The 19,704-nt window shown below is 60.5% G+C and carries 13 protein-coding genes and 3 tRNA genes; 12 read left to right on the top strand and 4 right to left on the bottom strand.

The features are described 5' to 3' along the window. Positions 1-158 precede the first annotated feature (158 nt). Positions 159-241, top strand: a tRNA-Leu gene (locus ACQ4WN_RS24200). A 46-nt stretch (positions 242-287) separates the two neighbouring features. Here the strand turns inward: ACQ4WN_RS24200 and ACQ4WN_RS24195 are convergent. After that, on the bottom strand, positions 288-719 hold the full coding sequence (locus tag ACQ4WN_RS24195) for a hypothetical protein (protein ID WP_436553809.1): 432 nt from the start codon (positions 717-719) through the stop codon (positions 288-290). Between the two features lie 247 nt (positions 720-966). On the opposite strand from ACQ4WN_RS24195, the gene tig reads away from it, so the two are divergent. The 8 genes from tig to ACQ4WN_RS24155 all read left to right on the top strand — a co-directional run bounded on the left by tig (position 967) and on the right by ACQ4WN_RS24155 (position 10,403). Beyond that, positions 967-2,307: a trigger factor gene (gene tig, locus ACQ4WN_RS24190; RefSeq protein ID WP_436553808.1), complete on the top strand. Its 1,341-nt coding sequence runs from the start codon at positions 967-969 to the stop codon at positions 2,305-2,307. 208 nt (positions 2,308-2,515) lie between these two features. Beyond that, positions 2,516-3,133, top strand: coding sequence for an ATP-dependent Clp endopeptidase proteolytic subunit ClpP (gene clpP, locus ACQ4WN_RS24185; RefSeq protein WP_374106865.1), 618 nt, complete (start codon positions 2,516-2,518; stop codon positions 3,131-3,133). A gap of 200 nt (positions 3,134-3,333) precedes the next feature. Further along, complete coding sequence (gene clpX / locus ACQ4WN_RS24180; RefSeq protein ID WP_010398446.1) at positions 3,334-4,602, top strand: ATP-dependent Clp protease ATP-binding subunit ClpX; 1,269 nt, start codon at positions 3,334-3,336, stop codon at positions 4,600-4,602. 273 nt (positions 4,603-4,875) lie between these two features. Continuing rightward, on the top strand, positions 4,876-7,287 hold the full coding sequence (lon, locus tag ACQ4WN_RS24175) for an endopeptidase La (RefSeq protein WP_101481169.1): 2,412 nt from the start codon (positions 4,876-4,878) through the stop codon (positions 7,285-7,287). Between the two features lie 204 nt (positions 7,288-7,491). Next, positions 7,492-7,764, top strand: a complete 273-nt coding sequence (locus tag ACQ4WN_RS24170) for an HU family DNA-binding protein (RefSeq protein ID WP_010398442.1) — start codon at positions 7,492-7,494, stop codon at positions 7,762-7,764. 125 nt (positions 7,765-7,889) lie between these two features. Beyond that, positions 7,890-7,966: transfer RNA gene (locus tag ACQ4WN_RS24165), tRNA-Asp, on the top strand. Between the two features lie 17 nt (positions 7,967-7,983). Further along, positions 7,984-8,060 (top strand) — tRNA-Asp (locus ACQ4WN_RS24160). A gap of 420 nt (positions 8,061-8,480) precedes the next feature. Next, positions 8,481-10,403, top strand: a complete 1,923-nt coding sequence (locus ACQ4WN_RS24155) for a SurA N-terminal domain-containing protein (protein WP_436553807.1) — start codon at positions 8,481-8,483, stop codon at positions 10,401-10,403. Positions 10,404-10,483: 80 nt separating this feature from the next. On the opposite strand, the gene ACQ4WN_RS24150 is transcribed toward ACQ4WN_RS24155, so the two are convergent. Further along, on the bottom strand, positions 10,484-11,059 hold the full coding sequence (locus tag ACQ4WN_RS24150) for an arylesterase (protein ID WP_436553806.1): 576 nt from the start codon (positions 11,057-11,059) through the stop codon (positions 10,484-10,486). Between the two features lie 112 nt (positions 11,060-11,171). On the opposite strand from ACQ4WN_RS24150, the gene ACQ4WN_RS24145 reads away from it, so the two are divergent. Beyond that, positions 11,172-11,924 carry an ABC transporter ATP-binding protein gene (locus ACQ4WN_RS24145; protein ID WP_436553805.1) on the top strand — a complete coding sequence of 251 codons (753 nt, stop codon included), beginning with the start codon at positions 11,172-11,174 and terminating at the stop codon, positions 11,922-11,924. Positions 11,925-11,932: 8 nt separating this feature from the next. Here ACQ4WN_RS24145 and ACQ4WN_RS24140 read toward each other — a convergent pair whose 3' ends face one another. Further along, entirely contained in the window at positions 11,933-13,477 is a 1,545-nt protein-coding gene (locus ACQ4WN_RS24140; protein ID WP_436553804.1) for an NAD(P)H-hydrate dehydratase, read from the bottom strand. Between the two features lie 132 nt (positions 13,478-13,609). On the opposite strand from ACQ4WN_RS24140, the gene ACQ4WN_RS24135 reads away from it, so the two are divergent. Continuing rightward, on the top strand, positions 13,610-17,182 hold the full coding sequence (locus tag ACQ4WN_RS24135; protein WP_436553803.1) for a hydantoinase B/oxoprolinase family protein: 3,573 nt from the start codon (positions 13,610-13,612) through the stop codon (positions 17,180-17,182). On the opposite strand, the gene ACQ4WN_RS24130 is transcribed toward ACQ4WN_RS24135, so the two are convergent. Beyond that, positions 17,164-18,117, bottom strand: a complete 954-nt coding sequence (locus tag ACQ4WN_RS24130) for an AraC family transcriptional regulator (protein ID WP_436553802.1) — start codon at positions 18,115-18,117, stop codon at positions 17,164-17,166. The two genes, ACQ4WN_RS24135 and ACQ4WN_RS24130, sit on opposite strands and share 19 nt — an antisense overlap. A gap of 172 nt (positions 18,118-18,289) precedes the next feature. On the opposite strand from ACQ4WN_RS24130, the gene ACQ4WN_RS24125 reads away from it, so the two are divergent. Then, on the top strand, positions 18,290-19,336 hold the full coding sequence (locus ACQ4WN_RS24125) for an NAD(P)-dependent alcohol dehydrogenase (RefSeq protein ID WP_436553801.1): 1,047 nt from the start codon (positions 18,290-18,292) through the stop codon (positions 19,334-19,336). The last annotated feature ends 368 nt before the right edge of the window (positions 19,337-19,704 follow it).

The following is a 19,704-nucleotide window of genomic DNA, read 5'->3' as shown; positions in this document are numbered from 1 at the left end:
GCGCCAAGGTGCAGTCATAAAAAAGGCGGCATTCCTCTGGGAAATCCAGTAAAATGCCGCCTTTGCTTTACCGAGGGCTCGCTGAATAAGTCCACGGTAGCCAGATCGTTCCCGAGTTGTTAAAATCAGGGAGCAAGTAGTACAAAGTAGTACAAAATGCGGATGTGGTGGAATTGGTAGACACGCTGGTCTTAGAAGCCAGTGCTTCGGCTTGGGAGTTCGAGTCTCCCCATCCGCACCAATCCGGGTTGTTCCAGCCCGGAAGTGCAGTACCATCAAGTTGTTCTTCAGCCTCGTTGCAGGCGTCTTTCCTGTTTTTCTGTTGCCTTTCCTGTCTTTCCATCATTCGGCATGCCTTTGTTTGTGCAATTTTTTTGCCTGAGATGGTGCGGCAGGGCGGGGCGCGGACGGAGATTTGCCTGAAAAATGGCCAAATTGAGGTAAATCGAAGGTTTTTTGGCTGAAATCTTCGCCAAGAGCGCATTTCTTTGTTTCGGACGGAGCGACAGTTCGCATATACTAATGAATGAAGCAGGCTGGAAAGCCTGTCTCTGGCGAAATAAAGAATGCCGGGGCAAGAGTAAAGACAGGGCAACCCAGGCTGTAGCGATTCGTTCGCCGCCGCTGGCATCCTCTGTGGCCGGGCTGCAAAGCCAGCCACTTTCCCGAAGTCCTTTGTTATAATGCCACGCTTTACCGAATGATGGCTGGCCTTGCATTTACTTGAAAGCAAGGCTGGACGCTCGGAGCCCTGTCGCAGTACTGGAAGCGGCGGATTGTTTGGTGCCTGGTGCGGGTTTTCCCTCAGCCGGGTAGACCAGGTCCATCGTCCTGTTTTCCAGTGCTTTTACAGATGAATATGCGAGCGAGTGAAGCTGGACCCATGTCTTGCCGCCAGCGATGGCGCAAGGGGTCGGGTCTTCTTTTCTCGCACCAACAGTGTTTATTTTTTGGACGATTTTTTACATGGCAACTGCAGTCGAAACCTTGGGCAAACTCGAACGTCGTATCACGATCTCCTTCCCGCTGACGGACGTCCGCACGGAAGTTGAGAAGCGCCTGAAAGTGCAAGCCCGTACGGCTAAGGCACCGGGCTTCCGTCCGGGCAAAGTGCCGTTGAAAATGGTCGCAGCACAATACGGCTACCAAATTGAATCGGAAGTGCTGAATGACAAAGTTGGCCGCGCGTTCAACGACGCCGCCAACGAAAACAATCTGCGCGTCGCCGGTTTCCCGAACATCGTGCCGAAAGAAGAAGCAGCCGAAGGCCAGCTGGCTTTCGACGCAACCTTCGAAGTGTATCCGGAAGTCGCGATCGGCGACCTGACGGCCGTTGAAATCGAAACCGTGCAAGCCGACGTGTCGGAAGCCGAAATCGACAAGACCATCGACATCCTGCGCAAGCAGCGCGTGCACTTCCACGCCAAGGGCGAAGCTGGCGAACACGGCGACGGCGGTGAGCCGATTGCTGCCAATGGCGACCGCGTGACGGTCGACTTCGTCGGCTCGATCGACGGCGTTGAATTCCCAGGCGGCAAAGCTGAAGGCTACGCTTTCGTGCTGGGCGAAGGCCGCATGCTGCCAGAATTCGAAGCAGCGACCCTGGGCCTGAAAGTGGGCGAATCGAAGACTTTCCCATTGTCGTTCCCTGAGGACTACCATGGCAAGGACGTTGCCGGTAAAACCGCTTCGTTCACCATCACCCTGCAAAAGCTGGAATGGGCGCACCTGCCAGAAGTCGATGCTGAATTCGCCAAGTCCTTGGGCGTTGCCGATGGCGACCTGGCCAAAATGCGCGAAGACATCAAAGTCAACCTGCAACGTGAAGTCGCTGGCCGCGTGAAAGCACGCAACAAGGAAGCCGTCATGGACGCGCTGATCAAAGTTGCTGAGCTGGACGTGCCAAAAACGCTGATCGCTCAGGATTCCGAGCGCCTGGCCGAAATGACCCGCCAGGACATGGCGCAGCGCGGCATGAACGTCAAGGACGTGCCTTTCCCAGCAGAACTGTTCGCAGAAAAAGCCGAGCGTCGCGTACGCCTGGGCCTGATCCTGTCGCAACTGGTGGGCGACAACAACCTGCAGGCAACGCCTGAGCAAGTCAAAGCGCAAATCGAAGATTTCGCCCAAAGCTACGAAGATCCACGCGAAGTGCTGAAGTACTACTACAGCGACCGTCGTCGTCTGGGTGAGATCGAAGCCCTTGTATTGGAAGAAAACGTCGTCACTTACGTGTTGGGCCTGTCGAAAGTCACGACGAAAGCAGTTGCTTTCGACGAACTGATGGGAAGCAACGCACAAGCGTAAACCAGTTGGTATTGGGATGCCATTATTGCCTTTGACACCAAACAAAAACCGTAGCGAGCGGATGGGAGTTGTGGCTGAGAAGCGGAGCTGTGCGAATGCACAGTGAGCATCGGAGGCCGCAAATCGCGACGCGCAGTAGGTTTTGTTTGGTGTTTCAAGGTGTTGGTAGCATCCCCTAACTGCTTCACAAGGAAATGAAATGACAGGTATGAACCGTAACCCAGCGCTGGACACAGAGATGCTCGGCCTGGTGCCGATGGTGGTGGAACAAAGCGGTCGCGGCGAGCGCTCGTATGATATTTACTCGCGCCTGCTGAAGGAACGCTTGATTTTCATGGTCGGCCCGGTCAATGACCAGATGGCCAACCTGGTTGTCGCCCAGCTACTGTTCCTGGAAAGCGAAAATCCGGAAAAGGAAATCTCGCTCTACATCAACTCGCCAGGTGGTTCGGTCTCGGCCGGCATGGCCATCTACGACACCATGCAGTTCATCAAGCCGGACGTCTCGACCCTGTGCACGGGCATGGCTGCCTCGATGGGCGCTTTCCTGCTGGCCGCTGGTGCCAAGGGCAAGCGTTTCTCGCTGCCGAACTCGCGCATCATGATTCACCAGCCGTCCGGTGGTTCGCAAGGCATGGCGTCCGACATCGAGATCCAGGCAAAGGAAATCCTTTACCTGCGTACCCGCTTGAACGGCATCATGGCCGAGCGCACGGGCCAGTCGATCGAACAGATCGCCAAGGACACCGACCGCGACCGTTTCATGTCCGCCGACGAGGCCGTTGAGTATGGTTTGATCGACAAAGTGTTGACCAGCCGCGCTTGATGAGCCCCTACCGGTATTGCTAAGTACGTAAGTAAACGCCCGGGCGATCAAACGTTCGGGCGTTTCGCTTTTATTTCGGGTAGCATGGAGCTTGTGCAGGTTGTTGACTTGCGCCATGGGTGGCTGCCTTTGCGGGCAACTACCGCACTCCGGCTTGCGATTTTGCAATATTGTTAATGCAGTTCCAACCAAAATGCCTTATGTCAGACAAAAAATCCTCTAGCGGCGAAAAATTACTGTATTGCTCGTTCTGCGGCAAAAGCCAGCACGAGGTGAAGAAACTCATCGCCGGCCCGTCCGTGTTCATTTGCGACGAGTGCATCGACCTGTGCAACGACATCATCCGTGATGAAACGTCGAGCATCGAGACGGTGACCGGTACCAAATCCGACCTGCCGACGCCGCAAGAAATTGCCGCCTTGCTCGATCAGTACGTGATCGGCCAGCAGACTGCCAAGCGCATCCTGTCGGTGGCGGTGTACAACCATTACAAGCGCCTCAAGCACCTGGGCAAGAAAGACGACATCGAACTGGCCAAGAGCAACATCTTGCTGGTCGGTCCTACCGGCTCGGGCAAGACCCTGCTGGCACAGACCCTGGCGCGCATGCTCAACGTGCCGTTCGTGATCGCCGACGCCACCACCCTGACCGAAGCCGGTTACGTGGGTGAAGACGTGGAAAACATCATCCAGAAGCTGCTGCAAAGCTGCAACTATGACGTCGAGAAAGCCCAGCGCGGCATCGTCTACATCGATGAAATCGACAAGATTTCGCGCAAGTCCGACAATCCGTCCATCACGCGCGACGTGTCGGGCGAGGGCGTGCAGCAAGCCTTGCTGAAACTTATCGAAGGCACGATGGCTTCCGTGCCGCCACAAGGCGGCCGCAAGCATCCGAACCAGGATTTCGTGCAAATCGACACGACCAATATCATGTTCATTTGCGGCGGCGCTTTTGACGGCCTGTCGAAAGTGATCGCCAACCGTTCCGAAAAGAGTGGCATCGGCTTCTCGGCCACGGTGCGCAGCAAGTCGCAAAGCTCGGCCAGCGAACTGATGTTGCAAGCGGAACCGGAAGATCTGGTCAAGTTTGGCCTGATCCCGGAACTGGTGGGTCGTCTGCCCGTCATCGCCACCCTGGCGGAATTGACGGAAGAGGCGCTGATCCAGATTCTGGTCGAGCCAAAGAATGCGCTGATCAAGCAGTATTCGAAGCTGCTGGAAATGGAAGGCGCGGAACTGGAAATTCGTCCGGCCGCCTTGCATGCGATCGCCAAGAAGGCGCTGGCGCGCAAGACCGGTGCCCGTGGCCTGCGTTCCATCCTGGAACATGCTTTGCTGGACGTCATGTACGAACTGCCGAGCGAACAAAATGTGGTGAAAGTCGTCATCGACGAAAATACCATCACCAGTGGCGCCAAACCTTTGTTGATTTATCAAGAGACTGCCAAGGCCTCCGGAGAAAATTGAAAACTGCCGAGACAAATGCATAAAAAGGGTTTTGATTCCTTAATGCATGGCAGTACAATTTAAATCAATGAGTGCAGGCTTCAATCGTAAAGCCACTCGCGGCGCTTAGCTGCGCGTGGCTTTTTTACTGTTAAAACTGCATTTGTTACAGTCATGCGGGTGTGTTTTGCGAAATAGACTCTATGTTTGTTTCACAGAATTATTTATTCTCGCCGGTCTTGTGTTTTGGCAGCGAGCGCCAACATCGTAAACACGCTTTCTATAAGGTACGCCATGACAACTTCCAAATTAACTGAGCAAACTCAACTGCCGTTATTGCCGCTGCGGGATGTCGTCGTTTTCCCGCATATGGTGATACCGCTGTTCGTTGGCCGTCCAAAGTCGATCAAGGCGCTGGAAGCTGCGATGGAGCAGGGCAAGAGCATCATGCTTGCCGCTCAAAAAGCAGCCGCGAAGGACGAGCCGTCCCCTTCGGATATCTATGAAATTGGCTGCGTCGCCAATATTCTGCAAATGCTGAAGCTGCCCGATGGCACCGTCAAGGTGCTGGTCGAAGGCGCGCAGCGTGCCCGTATCAACCACATCAGCGATTCGCCGACGCACTTCATCGCCGACCTGACGCCGCTCGAGTCCGAGCCGGGCGACGAGTCGGAAGTCGAAGCCATGCGCCGCGCGATCGTGCAACAGTTCGACCAGTACGTCAAACTGAACAAAAAGATTCCACCGGAAATCCTTGCGTCCCTGTCGGGCATCGACGATGCCGGCCGCCTGGCCGACACGGTGGCTGCGCATCTGCCCCTGAAACTTGAGCAAAAACAAGTCATCCTGGAAATTTTCAGCGTGGCCAAGCGCCTCGAACATCTGCTGGGCCAGCTCGAAGGCGAGCTCGACATCCTGCAAGTGGAAAAGCGCATCCGTGGTCGCGTCAAGCGCCAGATGGAAAAGTCGCAGCGCGAGTACTACCTGAACGAGCAAGTCAAGGCGATTCAGAAAGAACTGGGCGAGGGCGAAGATGGCGCCGACCTCGACGAGCTGGAGAAAAAAGTCGCTTCGGCCAAGATGCCGAAGGAAGCGCTCGACAAGGCTACCAACGAGTTGAAGAAGCTCAAGCTGATGTCGCCGATGTCGGCCGAAGCCACCGTGGTGCGCAATTACATCGACACCCTGGTCAATTTGCCTTGGAAAAAGAAATCCAAGGTCAATAACGACCTGGCGAATGCGGAAAAAGTGCTCGAGGGCGACCACTACGGCCTCGACAAGGTCAAGGAACGCATCCTGGAATACCTCGCGGTGCAACAGCGCGTCGACAAGCTGAAAGCGCCTATCCTGTGCTTCGTCGGCCCTCCGGGCGTGGGTAAAACCTCGCTGGGCCAGTCCATCGCCCGCGCCACGAACCGCAAGTTCGTGCGCATGGCCCTGGGCGGCGTGCGCGACGAAGCCGAGATCCGCGGCCATCGCCGCACCTACATCGGCTCGATGCCGGGCAAGATTTTGCAATCGCTGTCGAAAGTCGGCGTACGCAATCCATTGTTCCTGCTCGATGAAGTCGACAAGATGGGCGCCGATTTCCGTGGCGATCCGTCGTCGGCCCTGCTGGAGGTGCTTGATCCGGAACAGAACCACACGTTCTCCGACCATTACATCGAAGTCGATTTCGACCTTTCCGACGTGATGTTCGTGGCCACGTCGAACTCGTACAACATTCCGCCAGCCTTGCTTGACCGCATGGAAGTGATCCGTCTGTCCGGTTACACGGAAGATGAAAAGACCAGCATCGCGCAGCGTTACCTGCTGCCGAAGCAGATCAAGAACAATGGCTTGAAGGAAGAGGAAATCTCGGTGGCCGAGTCGGCCTTGCGCGACATCATCCGCTACTACACGCGGGAAGCCGGTGTGCGTTCGCTCGAGCGTGAAGTGTCGAAGATCTGCCGCAAGGTGGTGAAGATGCTGCTGCTGAAGAAATCCGACAAGAAAGTCATCGTCAACTCGAAGAACCTGGATAAATTCCTCGGTGTGCGCCGCTATGATTTCGGTGTCGCAGAGAAAGAAAACCAGGTGGGCCAGGTGGTCGGTCTGGCATGGACGGAAGTGGGCGGCGATCTGCTGACCATCGAAGCCGTGTCGATGCCGGGCAAGGGCGGCATCATCCGCACGGGTACCCTGGGCGACGTCATGAAAGAGTCGATCGAGGCAGCCCGCACGGTGGTGCGCAGCCGGGCACAGCGCCTGGGCATCAAGGCGGACGTGTTCGAGAAGAGCGATATCCACATCCACGTGCCGGAAGGCGCGACACCGAAGGACGGTCCTTCGGCTGGCGCGGCCATGACGGTGGCGATGGTATCGGTCTTCACGGGCATTCCCGTGCGTGCCGATGTGGCGATGACGGGCGAGATCACCTTGCGCGGCGAAGTGTTGCCGATTGGCGGCCTGAAAGAGAAGCTGCTGGCGGCCCATCGCGGCGGCATCAAGACGGTCCTGATTCCAGAGCAAAATGTGAAAGACCTGGCCGAAATTCCGGACAACGTCAAGAACAAACTGGAGATCGTGCCGGTGCGCTGGATCGATAAAGTGCTGGAAATCGCCCTTGAACGCATGCCTGAACCGTTGGTGGAAGTCGCTGCTGTGGAGGCTGTCACGGCCGCCGCGGCCAAGCCCGACGCAGCTGGTGAGGTGGTAAAACACTAACGTTTTACCCCTGTTTTCCCCAAACAAGCGCTTTTAGAGCGCTTGTTTTATATTGAAACGTGAATTGCGCCCCCAAAGCGCTTGACACATATACAGTGTGGCTTGTTTAATACGCCTGCACATTTTTTTCGCCGGACAGCTGTGGTGCCAAAAGTGCCGCAACGATACGGTAAACGTTTTATACCTTTGTAATTGGGGATGCTAGTGAACAAGACTGAATTGATCGACCACATTGCTGAAAAAGCTGACATTTCCAAAGCCGCCGCTGCGCGCGCACTCGACGCTGTTATCGGCGGCGTGACGGAAACTTTGAAAAACAACGACAGCGTGACGCTGGTTGGTTTTGGCACTTTCTCGGTCAGCGAACGCGCTGAGCGTACCGGCCGCAATCCGCGTACCAAAGAAGCGATCACGATCGAAGCTGCAAAAGTTCCAAAATTTAAAGCTGGTAAAGCTTTGAAGGATGCTGTAAACTAACGGACTTCGGTGAGGTGACAATCACCGGAAACATTTGGCGGCGCCCCCGGGTGCCGCGATTTCAGGGTTGAAGTTCTTCGAATCGCAACCTTGGATGCAAATGCAAGTAGTACTGTGTATTTTTCGGAGTGGTAGTTCAGTTGGTTAGAATGCCGGCCTGTCACGTCGGAGGTCGCGGGTTCGAGTCCCGTCCGCTCCGCCAAAAAAATACGCTCTTAAGGAGTGGTAGTTCAGTTGGTTAGAATACCGGCCTGTCACGTCGGGGGTCGCGGGTTCGAGTCCCGTCCGCTCCGCCAGAATATAGAAGCCCGCGCTGCTGAATAAGTAGCGCGGGTTTTTCTTTTATGCGTCCGATTATCTCTACGCGCCTCCATTTTGAAAATCCCGCATGCCGTTTTGAATCAAACGCATGGCCATTTAAATCCGCTTTAAGCTTCACCGGGTTTAATGCCGAGGCTGGCGCCTTGCCGGCATCGCGGCGCGGCGCGCGGCACCGGCGCAGGGCGCGCCCTGATTTACTCTTGCTATAGCGCTATGGGCATTGTAGAATCAGGAGATAATGGCTTGGGCGTCAGAATCCTGCTTTAGTTCCAGCGCCAAGTTGTTGAATCTAAAGGGGAAGTGGACATCTGTCCCGTCCATTCCGCCGAAGAAATCAAGGCGAACGCATGTTCGCCTTTTTTTATAGTGATCCACTCATCCCGAATTGGCTGACCATGTTTGAATTTATTCGTACCCATCGACGCTTGATGCAGTTTCTCTTGATGCTGGTCATCGTCCCGTCTTTTGCACTGGTCGGTATCAGCGGCTACCAAAGCTTCGGCGACGGCGCGAACACCATCGCCAAGGTCGGCGACCAGGTCGTTACGCAGCAGCAATATGAAGAAGCGCAACGCCAGCAGATCGACCGCTACCGCCAGATGATGGGCGAGCAGTTCGACCAGAAAATGTTTGACACGCCGGAAGCGCGCCAGAGCATCCTCGACAACCTGATCGCCGAGCGCGCCGTGGCCGCCGAAGTGGGCCGTAGCCACCTCGTCATCAGCGATGCCGTACTGCAAAAAGAAGTGCTGGAAATCCCAGGCTTGACCTTGCCGGACGGTAAATTCGATCTGGAACGCTACAAGGCCATGCTGGCCGCGCAAGGCATGTCGCCACAGCAATACGATGCGCGCCGCCGCAGCGATATGGCCCTGCAGCAACTTGCCGGCGCCGTGCAAGGCACCGCCTTCGCACCAAGCACCGTTTCCAAGCGCCTGTCGGACATCACCTCGGAAGAGCGTGAAGTGCAGGAACTGCTGTTGCCGATCGCCCAGTACGTGCCGGAAGTCAAAGTGACGGACGCCATGATCAAGGCTTTCTATGACAAGAACAGCAAGTTCTTCGAGATCCCGGAACAAGCCAAGATCGAATACGTCGTGCTCGACGACAGCGCTGCCGGCGAGCAAGTCGACGTCACCGATGCCGACGTGACCGGTTACTACGCGAAGAACCAGAAAGCCTACACGACGCCAGAAGCGCGCCAGGCCAGCCACATCCTCGTAGCCGTCAAGAAAGATGCATCGGCCGCCGACAAGGCAGCCGCCAAGGCCAAGGCTGAAGCGATCCTGGCTGACGTGCGCAAAACGCCTGCCAGCTTTGCCGCCGTGGCCAAGGCCAAGTCGGAAGACCCTGCCTCCGCCGAACAGGGCGGCGACCTGGGCGTGATTGGCAAGGATGGCTTGCCGGCACCACTGCTGAGCGCGGTAAGCAAACTCAAGCAAGGTGAAATCAGCGATGTCGTCGCTTCCGATTTCGGCTACCACATCCTGACCGTCACCTCGCTCAAGCCACAGCACGTCAAGGCACTCGATGAAGTGCGCGGCGAAATCACGGCCGACCTGCGCAAGCAATTTGCTGCCAAGAAATACTCGGAAATGGCCGAAACGTTCACCAACACGGTCTACGAGCAATCGGACAGCCTGAAACCGGTGGCCGACAAGCTGAAGCTGAAAGTGGAAAGCGTCGCCAACCTGTCGCGCACGCCGTCGCCAGCACTGGGCAAGGCGCCGTTCAACAACGCCAAGTTCCTGACTGCCATCTTCTCGAACGATTCCTTGAAAGACAAGCGCAACACGGAAGCCGTGACCGTTGCACCGAACGTGCTGATCGCTGGCCGCGTAGTGGAATTCAAGCCTGCATCGAAGCGTCCGCTGGCCGAAGTTGAAGCGATGATCCGTCAGCGCGTGACGATGGAAGAAGCGGAAAAGCTGGCCAAGAAAGCGGGCGAAACCAAGCTGGCCGCCTTGAAGGCTTCCGGTGATGCGACTGGTTTCGGCGCCGCACAATGGGTGTCGCGCAGCAAGCTCGACGGCATCAACCGCGCCGCCATCGCGCAAGTCATGAAAGCGGACACGAGCAAGCTGCCAGCGTACGTGGGCGTGGACCTGCCAGCCCTTGGTTATGGCATCTACCGTATCGCCAAGGTGCAGCAGCCGGCGCAAGTGGACGCAGCGCGCCGCCAGCAAGAGAAAGACCAGATCAGCGGCATCCTGGCGCAACAGGAAATGTTCGATTACGTCGAATACCTGAAAGCCAAGGCCAAGGTGAAGATCGTCAAGCCGGTCACCACCCCGGCCGCCGCAGCGCCAGCACCGTAAGATTTAGTTTCCACGCATAAAAATAGCCGCTCTCAAGCGGCTATTTTTTTGTCTGCAGCATGTGCGGGCTTGGCGCAGGCTTACTTGGCTTTCAGCAACGGCGCCAATTGTGGCCAGATATTTTTCAAAATTGTCGGATGCGCCTGTGCATTCGGGTGCATGCGGTCAGCCTGGAACAGTTGTGGCTGGTCGGCGATGCCTTCGAACATGAAGGGCACCAGCGGCGCCTTCCATTCCTTGGCCAGCTTGCCGTACACGCCATAAAACTGCTCGCCATAGGCGCGGCCGTAATTGGGCGGCATGCGCATGCCCACCAGTACCACCTGCGCGCCCGTTTTTCTGGCCGCGTCACCCATAGCGCGCAGATTCGCTTCGGCGGCCGCCACGGGCAAGCCGCGCAAGCCGTCGTTGGCGCCCAGTTCGATCAGCACGACATCGGGCTGGTGCTTCGCCAGCAGGGCCGGCAGGCGGGCGCGGCCGCCGCTAGTGGTCTCGCCGCTGATGCTGGCGTTGACGATGCGCGTATCGTTCTTTTGCGCTTGCAGCCGCTGTTCCAGCAGCGCCACCCAGCCCGTGCCACGCGCCAGGCCATACTCGGCCGAGAGGCTGTCGCCGAGCACCAGCAGCGTTTTTGGTGCAGAATAGGCGTTCGTCATGCAGGGTACCAGCAGTAGGGCTGCGGCAGGCAGCAAGGACAGCGTGCGCCGCCGCAATGGATTGCTGCCCTTGACACTTATTTGTTCACGAAATTTTTTAAGATAGATCAGCATGCCCGAATTCCCTAAAGCGACTTCCACCAGTTTTCTCCCGTCAGAAGCAGCGGCCCAGCGGCCCGCCGCACCCAACAGCCAAAATGCCCGGCCGGCCATCGAAGTGGTCCAGCTGGCCAAGCGCGTACCCGATGCTGATGGTGAGCTGACCATCTTGCATCAAGTCGATTTTACCGTGCAAACGGCGGAGACGCTGGCTATCGTCGGCGCCTCCGGTTCCGGCAAGTCGACTTTGTTAGGCCTGCTGGCCGGCCTGGACACGCCCAGCGAGGGCAAGGTCATCCTCGACGGCACCGATATCTTCGCCCTCGACGAAGACGGCCGTGCCGGTTTTCGCAAGGAAAAGCTGGGTTTCGTGTTCCAGTCTTTCCAGTTGCTGGCGCACCTGACGGCGCTGGAAAACGTCATGCTGCCGCTGGAATTACGCGGCGACCCGGACGCGAAAGAAAAGGCGCAAGCCATGCTGGGCAGGGTGAACCTGGGCAGCCGTCTGAAGCATTATCCTAAATACCTGTCCGGCGGCGAGCAGCAGCGCGTGGCCCTGGCCCGTGCGTTTGTCACGCAACCGCCGCTGCTGTTCGCCGACGAGCCGACGGGTAGCCTGGACGCCGCCACCGGGGAGGCCGTGATCCAGCTGATGTTCGAGCTGAACCGCGAACGGGGCTCGACCCTGGTGCTGGTGACGCATGACAGTTCGATTGCGGCCCGTTGCGGGCGCACGATCACCATTGCGGCAGGGCGACTGGTATAGCTTCTTAGCTATGCCGACAAGGCATTGATCAGCTTGCGGATGGCCGGGATCAGTTCCCCTGCCGTCAGACCGATGGGGCCGCTACCTGCGGCCACCAGCGCATCGGCTGCCGCGCCATGCAGCCAGACGGCGCCAATCGCCGCTTCCCATTCAGGCCAGCCCTGCGCCAGCAGGCTGCCGCACAGGCCGGACAGCACGTCGCCCGTGCCGGCAGTCGCCAGCGCGGGGCCGCCCGTGTTGTTGATGACGACCTGGCCATCTGGCGCGGCGATCACCGTGCCCGAACCTTTTAATACCACGATGACGCCCAGCTGGCTGGCCAGCTGGCGCGCCGCGCCCAGGCGGTCGGCTTGCACCTCGGCCACCGTCATGTCGAGCAGGCGCGCCGCTTCCAGCGGATGGGGCGTCAATATCGTCGCCCCCGCGCCCGTGCGCACGGCCAGCGCCGATTGCAGTTCCGGCTCGGCCGCCATCAGGTTCAGTGCGTCCGCGTCCAGCAGCAGCGGGCTGTCGCTCTCGAACGTCCGCTGCAGCAGCTCCAGCGTATCGACGTCGTCGCCGAGGCCCGGTCCCGCCACCAGCGCAGCAAAGTGCAGGCCCGAGAAATCCACGTCCTGCGCGCGGCGGCACATCAGTTCCGGCTGGCCGCTGTCAAAGGCGGGCGGCGCATCGTGAAACGCGATATACACTCTGCCCGCGCCCGCATGCAGGGCCGTGCGCGCCGCCAGGATAGGGGCGCCCGCCATGCCTTGCGCACCGCCGATGATGGCCACGCTGCCGTAGCTGCCCTTGTGCGTGTTCTGGCGTCGTGGTTGCAGCTGGCGGGCGAAAAGGTGCAGGCCGCCCAGCTGGGCTTTGGCGGGCGGCAACAGGGATGGATCGATGGCCAGCGCCGCCACTTCCACCTCGCCCGCATAGTCACGGCCGTTTGCCGTGTGCAGGCCCGGCTTGTCGCCGATGAAGGTGAGCGTATGCGTGGCGCGGATGGCGATGCCGTCGATGGCACCCGTGTCCGCATGCAGGCCGCTGGGCACATCGAGCGCCAGCACGGGGCATGCCAGATTGTTCACCAGCTGCGCCACTTCGCGGCATTCGCCGTCCAGCGGGCGCGACGCGCCGATGCCGAACAGACCATCGATGACGAGGTGCCATGGCGCGGCGCCCACTGCGGCCGAGGCCATGGAAGTTGCCGCTTCCATCAAGCGCGCGGCGCTGTTGCGCGCGCGGCTCAGGGCCTGTTCGCGTTCGGGTGACGTGGCTTGCGCCCCGGGTGCCAGCCATACCAGCACCTCGGTGCCGCTGCCGGCCAGGTGCGCGGCCGCTTCCAGCGCATCGCCGCCATTGTCGCCTGGGCCGGCCAGCACCAGTACGCGCCGGTGGCCCGCACTGGCGCCGTCATCCTGGGCGTGCAGCAGCTTCAGGGCGGCACTGGCGGCGGCCTGGCCCGCGCGCTGCATCAGCGACCCTTGCGGCAGGTCGCGCATGGCGGCTTGTTCGATGGCGCGCAGTTCGGCGATGGCGTACAGCGGTGATGCAGAGTCGATCAGGGGCATGGAGCGTGTTCCGTTAGTCAGCATGCCTTCAACATAAGGCCGAACCGGGTGAAAGGCAAGGCGCACACGCCTGAAACGCGCCCCTGTTTGGCAGCTACAATAGCCATCTCACATAAGCGCGGGGGCAAGGCGATGGACTGGCAATTCTGGATCGACCGGGGCGGCACCTTTACCGACATCGTGGCGCGCCGTCCTGACGGCAGCCTGGCCACCTGCAAGCTGCTGTCGGAAAGCCCGGGCCAGTACCGCGACGCGGCGCTGGCCGGCATGCGCCGGCTGATGGGGCTTGCGCCCGAAGCGGCGCTGCCCGTGGAGCAGGTGGGCGCCATCAAGATGGGCACGACGGTGGCGACCAATGCGCTGCTTGAGCGCAAGGGCGAACCGACCGTGCTGGCCATCACGCGCGGTTTTCGCGACGCCTTGCGCATCGCCTACCAGAACCGCCCGCAGCTGTTCGCACGCCAGATCGTCTTGCCGGAACTGCTGTATGGCGACGTGATCGAAATCGATGAACGCCTGGGCGCCCATGGCGAAGTGGTGCAGGAGCTCGACGAGGCGGCCGCGCGGGTGGCGTTGGAACACGCGCATGCGCGCGGCGTGCGCGCCATCGCCATCGTGCTGATGCACGGCTATCGCTACCACGCGCACGAGGCGCGGGTGGCGCAGCTGGCGCGCGAGGCCGGTTTTACGCAGGTCTCCGTATCGCATGAGGTCAGCCCCATGATGAAACTGGTGGCGCGCGGCGACACCACGGTGGTCGACGCCTATCTGTCGCCGATTTTGCGCCGCTACGTTGACCAGCTGGCGGCCGAACTGCCCGGCGTGCACCTGCAATTCATGCAGTCGAACGGCGGTTTGACGGATGCGCGGGCCTTCCAGGGCAAGGACAGCATTTTGTCCGGCCCCGCGGGCGGCATCGTCGGCATGGTGCGCGCCAGCGCGCTGGCCGGTTTCGATAAAGTCATCGGCTTCGACATGGGCGGTACCTCGACGGACGTGTCGCATTACGCGGGCGAATTCGAGCGCGTATTCGAGACGCAGATCGCCGGCGTGCGCATGCGCGCGCCCATGATGAGCATCCACACGGTGGCGGCTGGCGGCGGCTCCATTCTGCATTTCGACGGCGCCCGCTACAAGGTGGGCCCGGACAGCGCGGGCGCCAATCCCGGCCCCGCCAGCTACCGGCGCGGCGGCCCGCTGGCTGTCACCGACTGCAACGTCATGCTGGGCAAGCTGCAGCCCACATTCTTCCCGCGCGTTTTTGGCCCGGACGCCAATGAAGCGCTGGACGTGGCCACGGTGCGCGCCCAGTTCGAGGCGCTGGCGCGCACGGTGAACTCGACGCCGGAACAGGTGGCCGAAGGCTATATCGCCATCGCGGTGGGCAATATGGCCAACGCCATCAAGCAGATTTCCGTACAGCGCGGTCATGACGTCACGGAGTACACCCTGACCAGCTTTGGCGGCGCGGGTGGCCAGCACGCCTGCCTGGTGGCCGACGCGCTGGGCATGCGTACGGTCTTCATCCACAGCCTGGCGGGTGTGATGTCGGCCTACGGCATGGGCCTGGCCGACCAGAGCGCCATGCGCGAACAGGCCATCGAGGCGGCACTGGGCGTGGACCTGGCAGGCGATATTATGCAACTGGGCGAACTGGCGCGGAGCGACTTGCTGCGCCAGGGCGTGGCAGAGGAGCGCATCGCGCTGCTGCGGCGCGTGCACCTGCGCTACGAGGGCACGGATTCGGCCCTCGTCGTGCTGTTCGATACGGTGGCCGGCATGCAGGCGCAGTTCGAAACCGCGTATAAAAAGCGTTTTTCCTTTTTGATGCCAACGCGTGCCTTGATCGTCGAAGCCATTTCCGTGGAAGCCATCGGCGCTTCCGATGCGCCGCAAGTGGCGACGCCGGCCCATGTGCCACGCCTGGGTGAGCTTGCGCCAGTGGCGACGGTGCCCATGTACTGCGGCGTAGCGTGGCGCGACAGCGGCCTGTATGGGGCAGACAGTCTGCGTCCCGGCGATACAATCGATGGTCCTGCCATCGTCAGCGACGCCAATGCCACCACCGTCATCGAACCGGGCTGGCGCGCCGATGTCACGGCGCATGGGCATCTGATCTTGCGCAGGGTTGCCGCCTTGTCCGAGCGGCGCGCCATCGGCACCAATGCCGATCCCGTGATGCTGGAAATTTTTAATAACCTCTTCATGTCGATCGCCGAGCAGATGGGCCTGCGCCTGCAAAACACGGCCCATTCCGTCAACATCAAGGAGCGGCTCGATTTCAGCTGCGCCATCTTCGACGCGCAAGGCCAGTTGATCGCCAATGCGCCGCACATGCCCGTGCACCTGGGTTCCATGGGTGAGAGCATCCGCACCGTCATGACGCGCAATGCTGGCGCCATGCGGTCGGGCGACGTCTTCATGCTCAACGACCCGTATCACGGCGGCACGCACTTGCCCGATGTGACGGTGATCTCGCCTGTGTTTGACGAAGCGGGCGAAGCCATCCTGTTCTATGTCGGTTCGCGCGGCCACCATGCGGACATCGGCGGCACCACGCCCGGCTCCATGCCGCCCGACTCCACGCGCATCGAGCAAGAGGGCGTGTTGATCGACAATTTCAAGCTGGTCGACGGCGCCACGGGACGGTTAGCAGAAGACGAGACCATGGCCCTGCTGGCGGGGGCCAGCTGGCCGGCCCGCAATCCACGGCAAAACCTGGCCGATTTGCGCGCCCAGGTGGCGGCCAACCAGAAAGGGGCCGAGGAGTTGCATAACATGGTCGCGCATTTCGGTTTGCCGGTCGTGCAAGCGTACATGGGCCACGTGCAGGACAATGCCGAGGAAGCCGTGCGCAGGATCATCACCACCCTGAAGGATGGCAGCTACGCGCTGGACCTGGACAACGGCGCGCGCATCGAGGTGGCGATCAAGGTCGACGCGGCAGCACGCAGCGCCACCATCGACTTTACGGGGACTTCAAGCCAGCTGCCGAACAACTTCAATGCGCCGTCCGCCGTTTGCATGGCGGCCGTGCTGTACGTGTTCCGCACCCTGGTCGATGACGACATTCCCCTGAACGCGGGCTGCCTGAAGCCTTTGACCGTGATCATCCCGTCCGGCTCCATGCTCAACCCACAGTATCCGGCCGCCGTCGTCTCGGGCAATGTGGAAACCTCGACCTGCATCACCAACGCCCTGTATGGCGCGCTGGGGGCGATGGCTGCCTCGCAGGGGACGATGAATAATTTCACGTTTGGCAGCGCCAAATACCAGTATTACGAGACGATTTCGGGCGGCTCGGGCGCCGGCCCAGGCTTCGACGGCACGGACGTGGTGCAGACGAACATGACCAATTCGCGCCTGACGGACCCGGAAATTCTCGAGTGGCGCTTTCCCGTGCGGCTGGACAGTTACAGCATCCGCGCAGGATCGGGCGGCGCGGGGCGCTGGCACGGCGGCAATGGCGGCGTGCGCCGGGTGCGCTTTTTGGAGCCGATGACGGCGGCGATCCTGTCGAACAACCGGATTGTTGCGCCGTTCGGCATGGACGGCGGCGCACCGGGTGCGCTGGGACGCAATGATGTGGAGCGCGTGGACGGCACGGTGGAGCACCTGGCGCATATCGGCAAGACCGACATGCAGCCAGGTGACGTGTTCGTGATCGAGACGCCCGGTGGTGGTGGCTACGGCAAGTTGGAGTAGGCCATGTCAGCAATGGCACTGGCACCGCTGAGCTGCGCGCGTACCTGGCCCACGTCGCGCATGGGCGCGCGGCCGAACTGGCGGCTGTATTCGCGGCTGAACTGCGATTCGCTGGCGTAGCCGACGCGGTAGCCGGCCGTGCCCGCGTCGATTTGCTCGACCAGCATCAAGCGCCGCGCTTCCTGCAGCCGCAGCAGCTTCTGGTACTGCATCGGCGTCATGGCGGTAATCGCCTTGAAGTGGTGGTGCAGCGAGGACATGCTCATGTTTGCCATGCCAGCCAGGTGCTCGATGCGCAGCGGCTGCGCGTAATGGTGCTTGATCCAGTCAATCGCTTGCCCCACCTGGTGCGACTGGCTGCTGGCCAGCGCCATGTGGCGCAGGCGCGCGCCGACGGGGCCGTTCAGCAGGCGATAGGTCAGCTCGCGGCGGATCAGGGGCGCCAGCGCGGCGATTTCCCCCGGTTTGTCCAGCAGGCGCACGAGGCGCAGCATGGCGTCGAGCAGCTCGGGCGAGACGTCGCTGACGGAAATGCCGCGCGTGGCGGGCAGGATTTTTTGCGCCGCATTGTCACTGTCGCTATCGAGCAGCGCCGCCACGTCGGCGATGTCGATGCCCAGCACCACGCACAGGTGCGGCTGCTGCTCGCTCGCTTGCGCCACGCGCACCTGCACCGGCAAGTCGACGGACGTCAGCAGATACTGCATGCGGCTGTAATGGAAGGTTTCGCTGCCCAATGTGACGTCCTTCGCCCCTTGCGCGATGATGGCCACGCTGGGACGCGCCGCATGGAACAGCGACTCGGTGACCGACGACTGGCGGTGGAACGTGAGGTTGCCGATGGCCGTCGCATAGTCGCCATTGCGCGGCGCGTGGCGGCTGATCAGGGCGGCGATTTCATCTTGCGCAGCGAGTGGTGTGGGCAGGGTGGGCATGTGGGTCAGTTTGCATCAGGCGAGGAAGGGCAGGGCTTGATCTTACGCAGATTTGGAGGATCGTGCAAAGGTCTTGCAGGATCGCGGTAACGGCGGGCCGGCATCTCGGGCACACTTGTGCAATCGCATGCACAGCACGCGCTTCTCTCGCAACACTACTCAAGGAGTTTTCATGACCACCATCGCCAAAGGCTACGCCGCACTGGGCCCCACCTCCGCACTGCAACCGTTCACGTTCGAGCGCCGCGCCCCGCGCGAAGACGATGTGGCTATCTCGATCAAATACTGTGGCGTATGCCATTCCGACATCCACCAGGCGCGCGACGAATGGGGTGGCGCAGCCTTCCCAATGGTGCCCGGCCATGAAATCGCCGGCGTCGTCACGGCCGTTGGCGCCAACGTCAGCAAGTTCAAGGTGGGCGACCATGTGGGCGTGGGCTGCTTCGTCGATTCCTGCACCACCTGCAAGACGCGCAACGTGGACCTGGAACAGTACATGCCAGGCCTGATCCAGACCTACAACGGCCTGGAAGCGGATGGCAAGACGGCCACGCAGGGCGGCTACTCGGACAGCATCGTCGTCAAGGAAGGCTATGTGCTGTCGATTCCCGACAACCTGCCGCTGGACGCAGCCGCGCCGCTGCTGTGTGCCGGCATCACCCTGTATTCGCCGCTGAACCACTGGAAAGCCGGCCCTGGCAAGCAAGTCGCCATCCTGGGAATGGGGGGGCTGGGCCACATGGGCGTCAAGATTGCCCATGCCATGGGCGCCGAAGTGACGGTGCTGAGCCAGACCCTGTCGAAGCGCGAAGACGGCCTGCGCCTGGGCGCTGACCATTACTACGCCACCAACGACGCGGAAACCTTCAGCAAGCTGGCTGGCACGTTTGACCTGATCATCTGCACGGTGGGCGCGTCCATCGACTGGAACCAGTATATCAACTTGCTGAAAGTCGATGGCAGCATGGTCATCGTCGGCATCCCGGACGGCGCCGTGCCGCCGATCAGCGCCTTCGGCCTGGTGGGCGCGCGCCGCAGCCTGTCCGGCTCCATGATCGGCTCGATCAAGGAAACCCAGGAAATGCTGGATTTCTGCGGCAAGCACAATATCGTGTCCGATATCGAGGTCATCCGCATCCAGGATATCAATGAGGCGTTTGAGCGCGTAGTCAAGAGCGATGTGCGCTATCGCTTCGTCATCGACATGGCCTCTCTGTAGCACCCGAGAGTAGCCCAGGGCGTTGTTGCCGCGTCTCGCCGTACATTCAACCCGCACGAAAGCGTTGGAGCGTCAGGCCGGCACGTCTGCAAGACGCCGTCGTCAACGGCGTTTGCGCGCGCCGTGCCCACACTGAGCCGGGGCATTGAGCTCTGCGATGACCTGGGCGTGTCCCTCGTGAATGTGGCGAAGAATATTTCCATGTTTTCCCGATTAATTTAAGGCTCTGTCCCCGATAAGTAGGGGAATTGCGAGAATTTTCCTGGGGCCCTGCTGTCTGACGGTACATAGCAGACAAACGGGAGTCTTCCATGCAGCCAGCCCAGTGGAAAACCTTCATCGCCCAGTTCACCGCACTGAGCCAGCGT

The sequence above is a fragment of the Janthinobacterium pasteuri genome (genome assembly GCF_051380775.1).
GTDB lineage: Bacteria > Pseudomonadota > Gammaproteobacteria > Burkholderiales > Burkholderiaceae_D > Janthinobacterium.
This window is presented reverse-complemented; position numbering and strand designations above follow the sequence as displayed.

Coding starts and splice junctions, on each gene's coding strand:
- ACQ4WN_RS24195 (WP_436553809.1), bottom strand. CDS start 719: ATGCAAGGCCAGCCATCATTCGGTAAAGCGTGGCATTATAACAAAGGA.
- tig (WP_436553808.1), top strand. CDS start 967: ATGGCAACTGCAGTCGAAACCTTGGGCAAACTCGAACGTCGTATCACG.
- clpP (WP_374106865.1), top strand. CDS start 2,516: ATGAACCGTAACCCAGCGCTGGACACAGAGATGCTCGGCCTGGTGCCG.
- clpX (WP_010398446.1), top strand. CDS start 3,334: ATGTCAGACAAAAAATCCTCTAGCGGCGAAAAATTACTGTATTGCTCG.
- lon (WP_101481169.1), top strand. CDS start 4,876: ATGACAACTTCCAAATTAACTGAGCAAACTCAACTGCCGTTATTGCCG.
- ACQ4WN_RS24155 (WP_436553807.1), top strand. CDS start 8,481: ATGTTTGAATTTATTCGTACCCATCGACGCTTGATGCAGTTTCTCTTG.
- ACQ4WN_RS24150 (WP_436553806.1), bottom strand. CDS start 11,059: ATGACGAACGCCTATTCTGCACCAAAAACGCTGCTGGTGCTCGGCGAC.
- ACQ4WN_RS24145 (WP_436553805.1), top strand. CDS start 11,172: ATGCCCGAATTCCCTAAAGCGACTTCCACCAGTTTTCTCCCGTCAGAA.
- ACQ4WN_RS24140 (WP_436553804.1), bottom strand. CDS start 13,477: ATGCCCCTGATCGACTCTGCATCACCGCTGTACGCCATCGCCGAACTG.
- ACQ4WN_RS24135 (WP_436553803.1), top strand. CDS start 13,610: ATGGACTGGCAATTCTGGATCGACCGGGGCGGCACCTTTACCGACATC.
- ACQ4WN_RS24130 (WP_436553802.1), bottom strand. CDS start 18,117: ATGCCCACCCTGCCCACACCACTCGCTGCGCAAGATGAAATCGCCGCC.
- ACQ4WN_RS24125 (WP_436553801.1), top strand. CDS start 18,290: ATGACCACCATCGCCAAAGGCTACGCCGCACTGGGCCCCACCTCCGCA.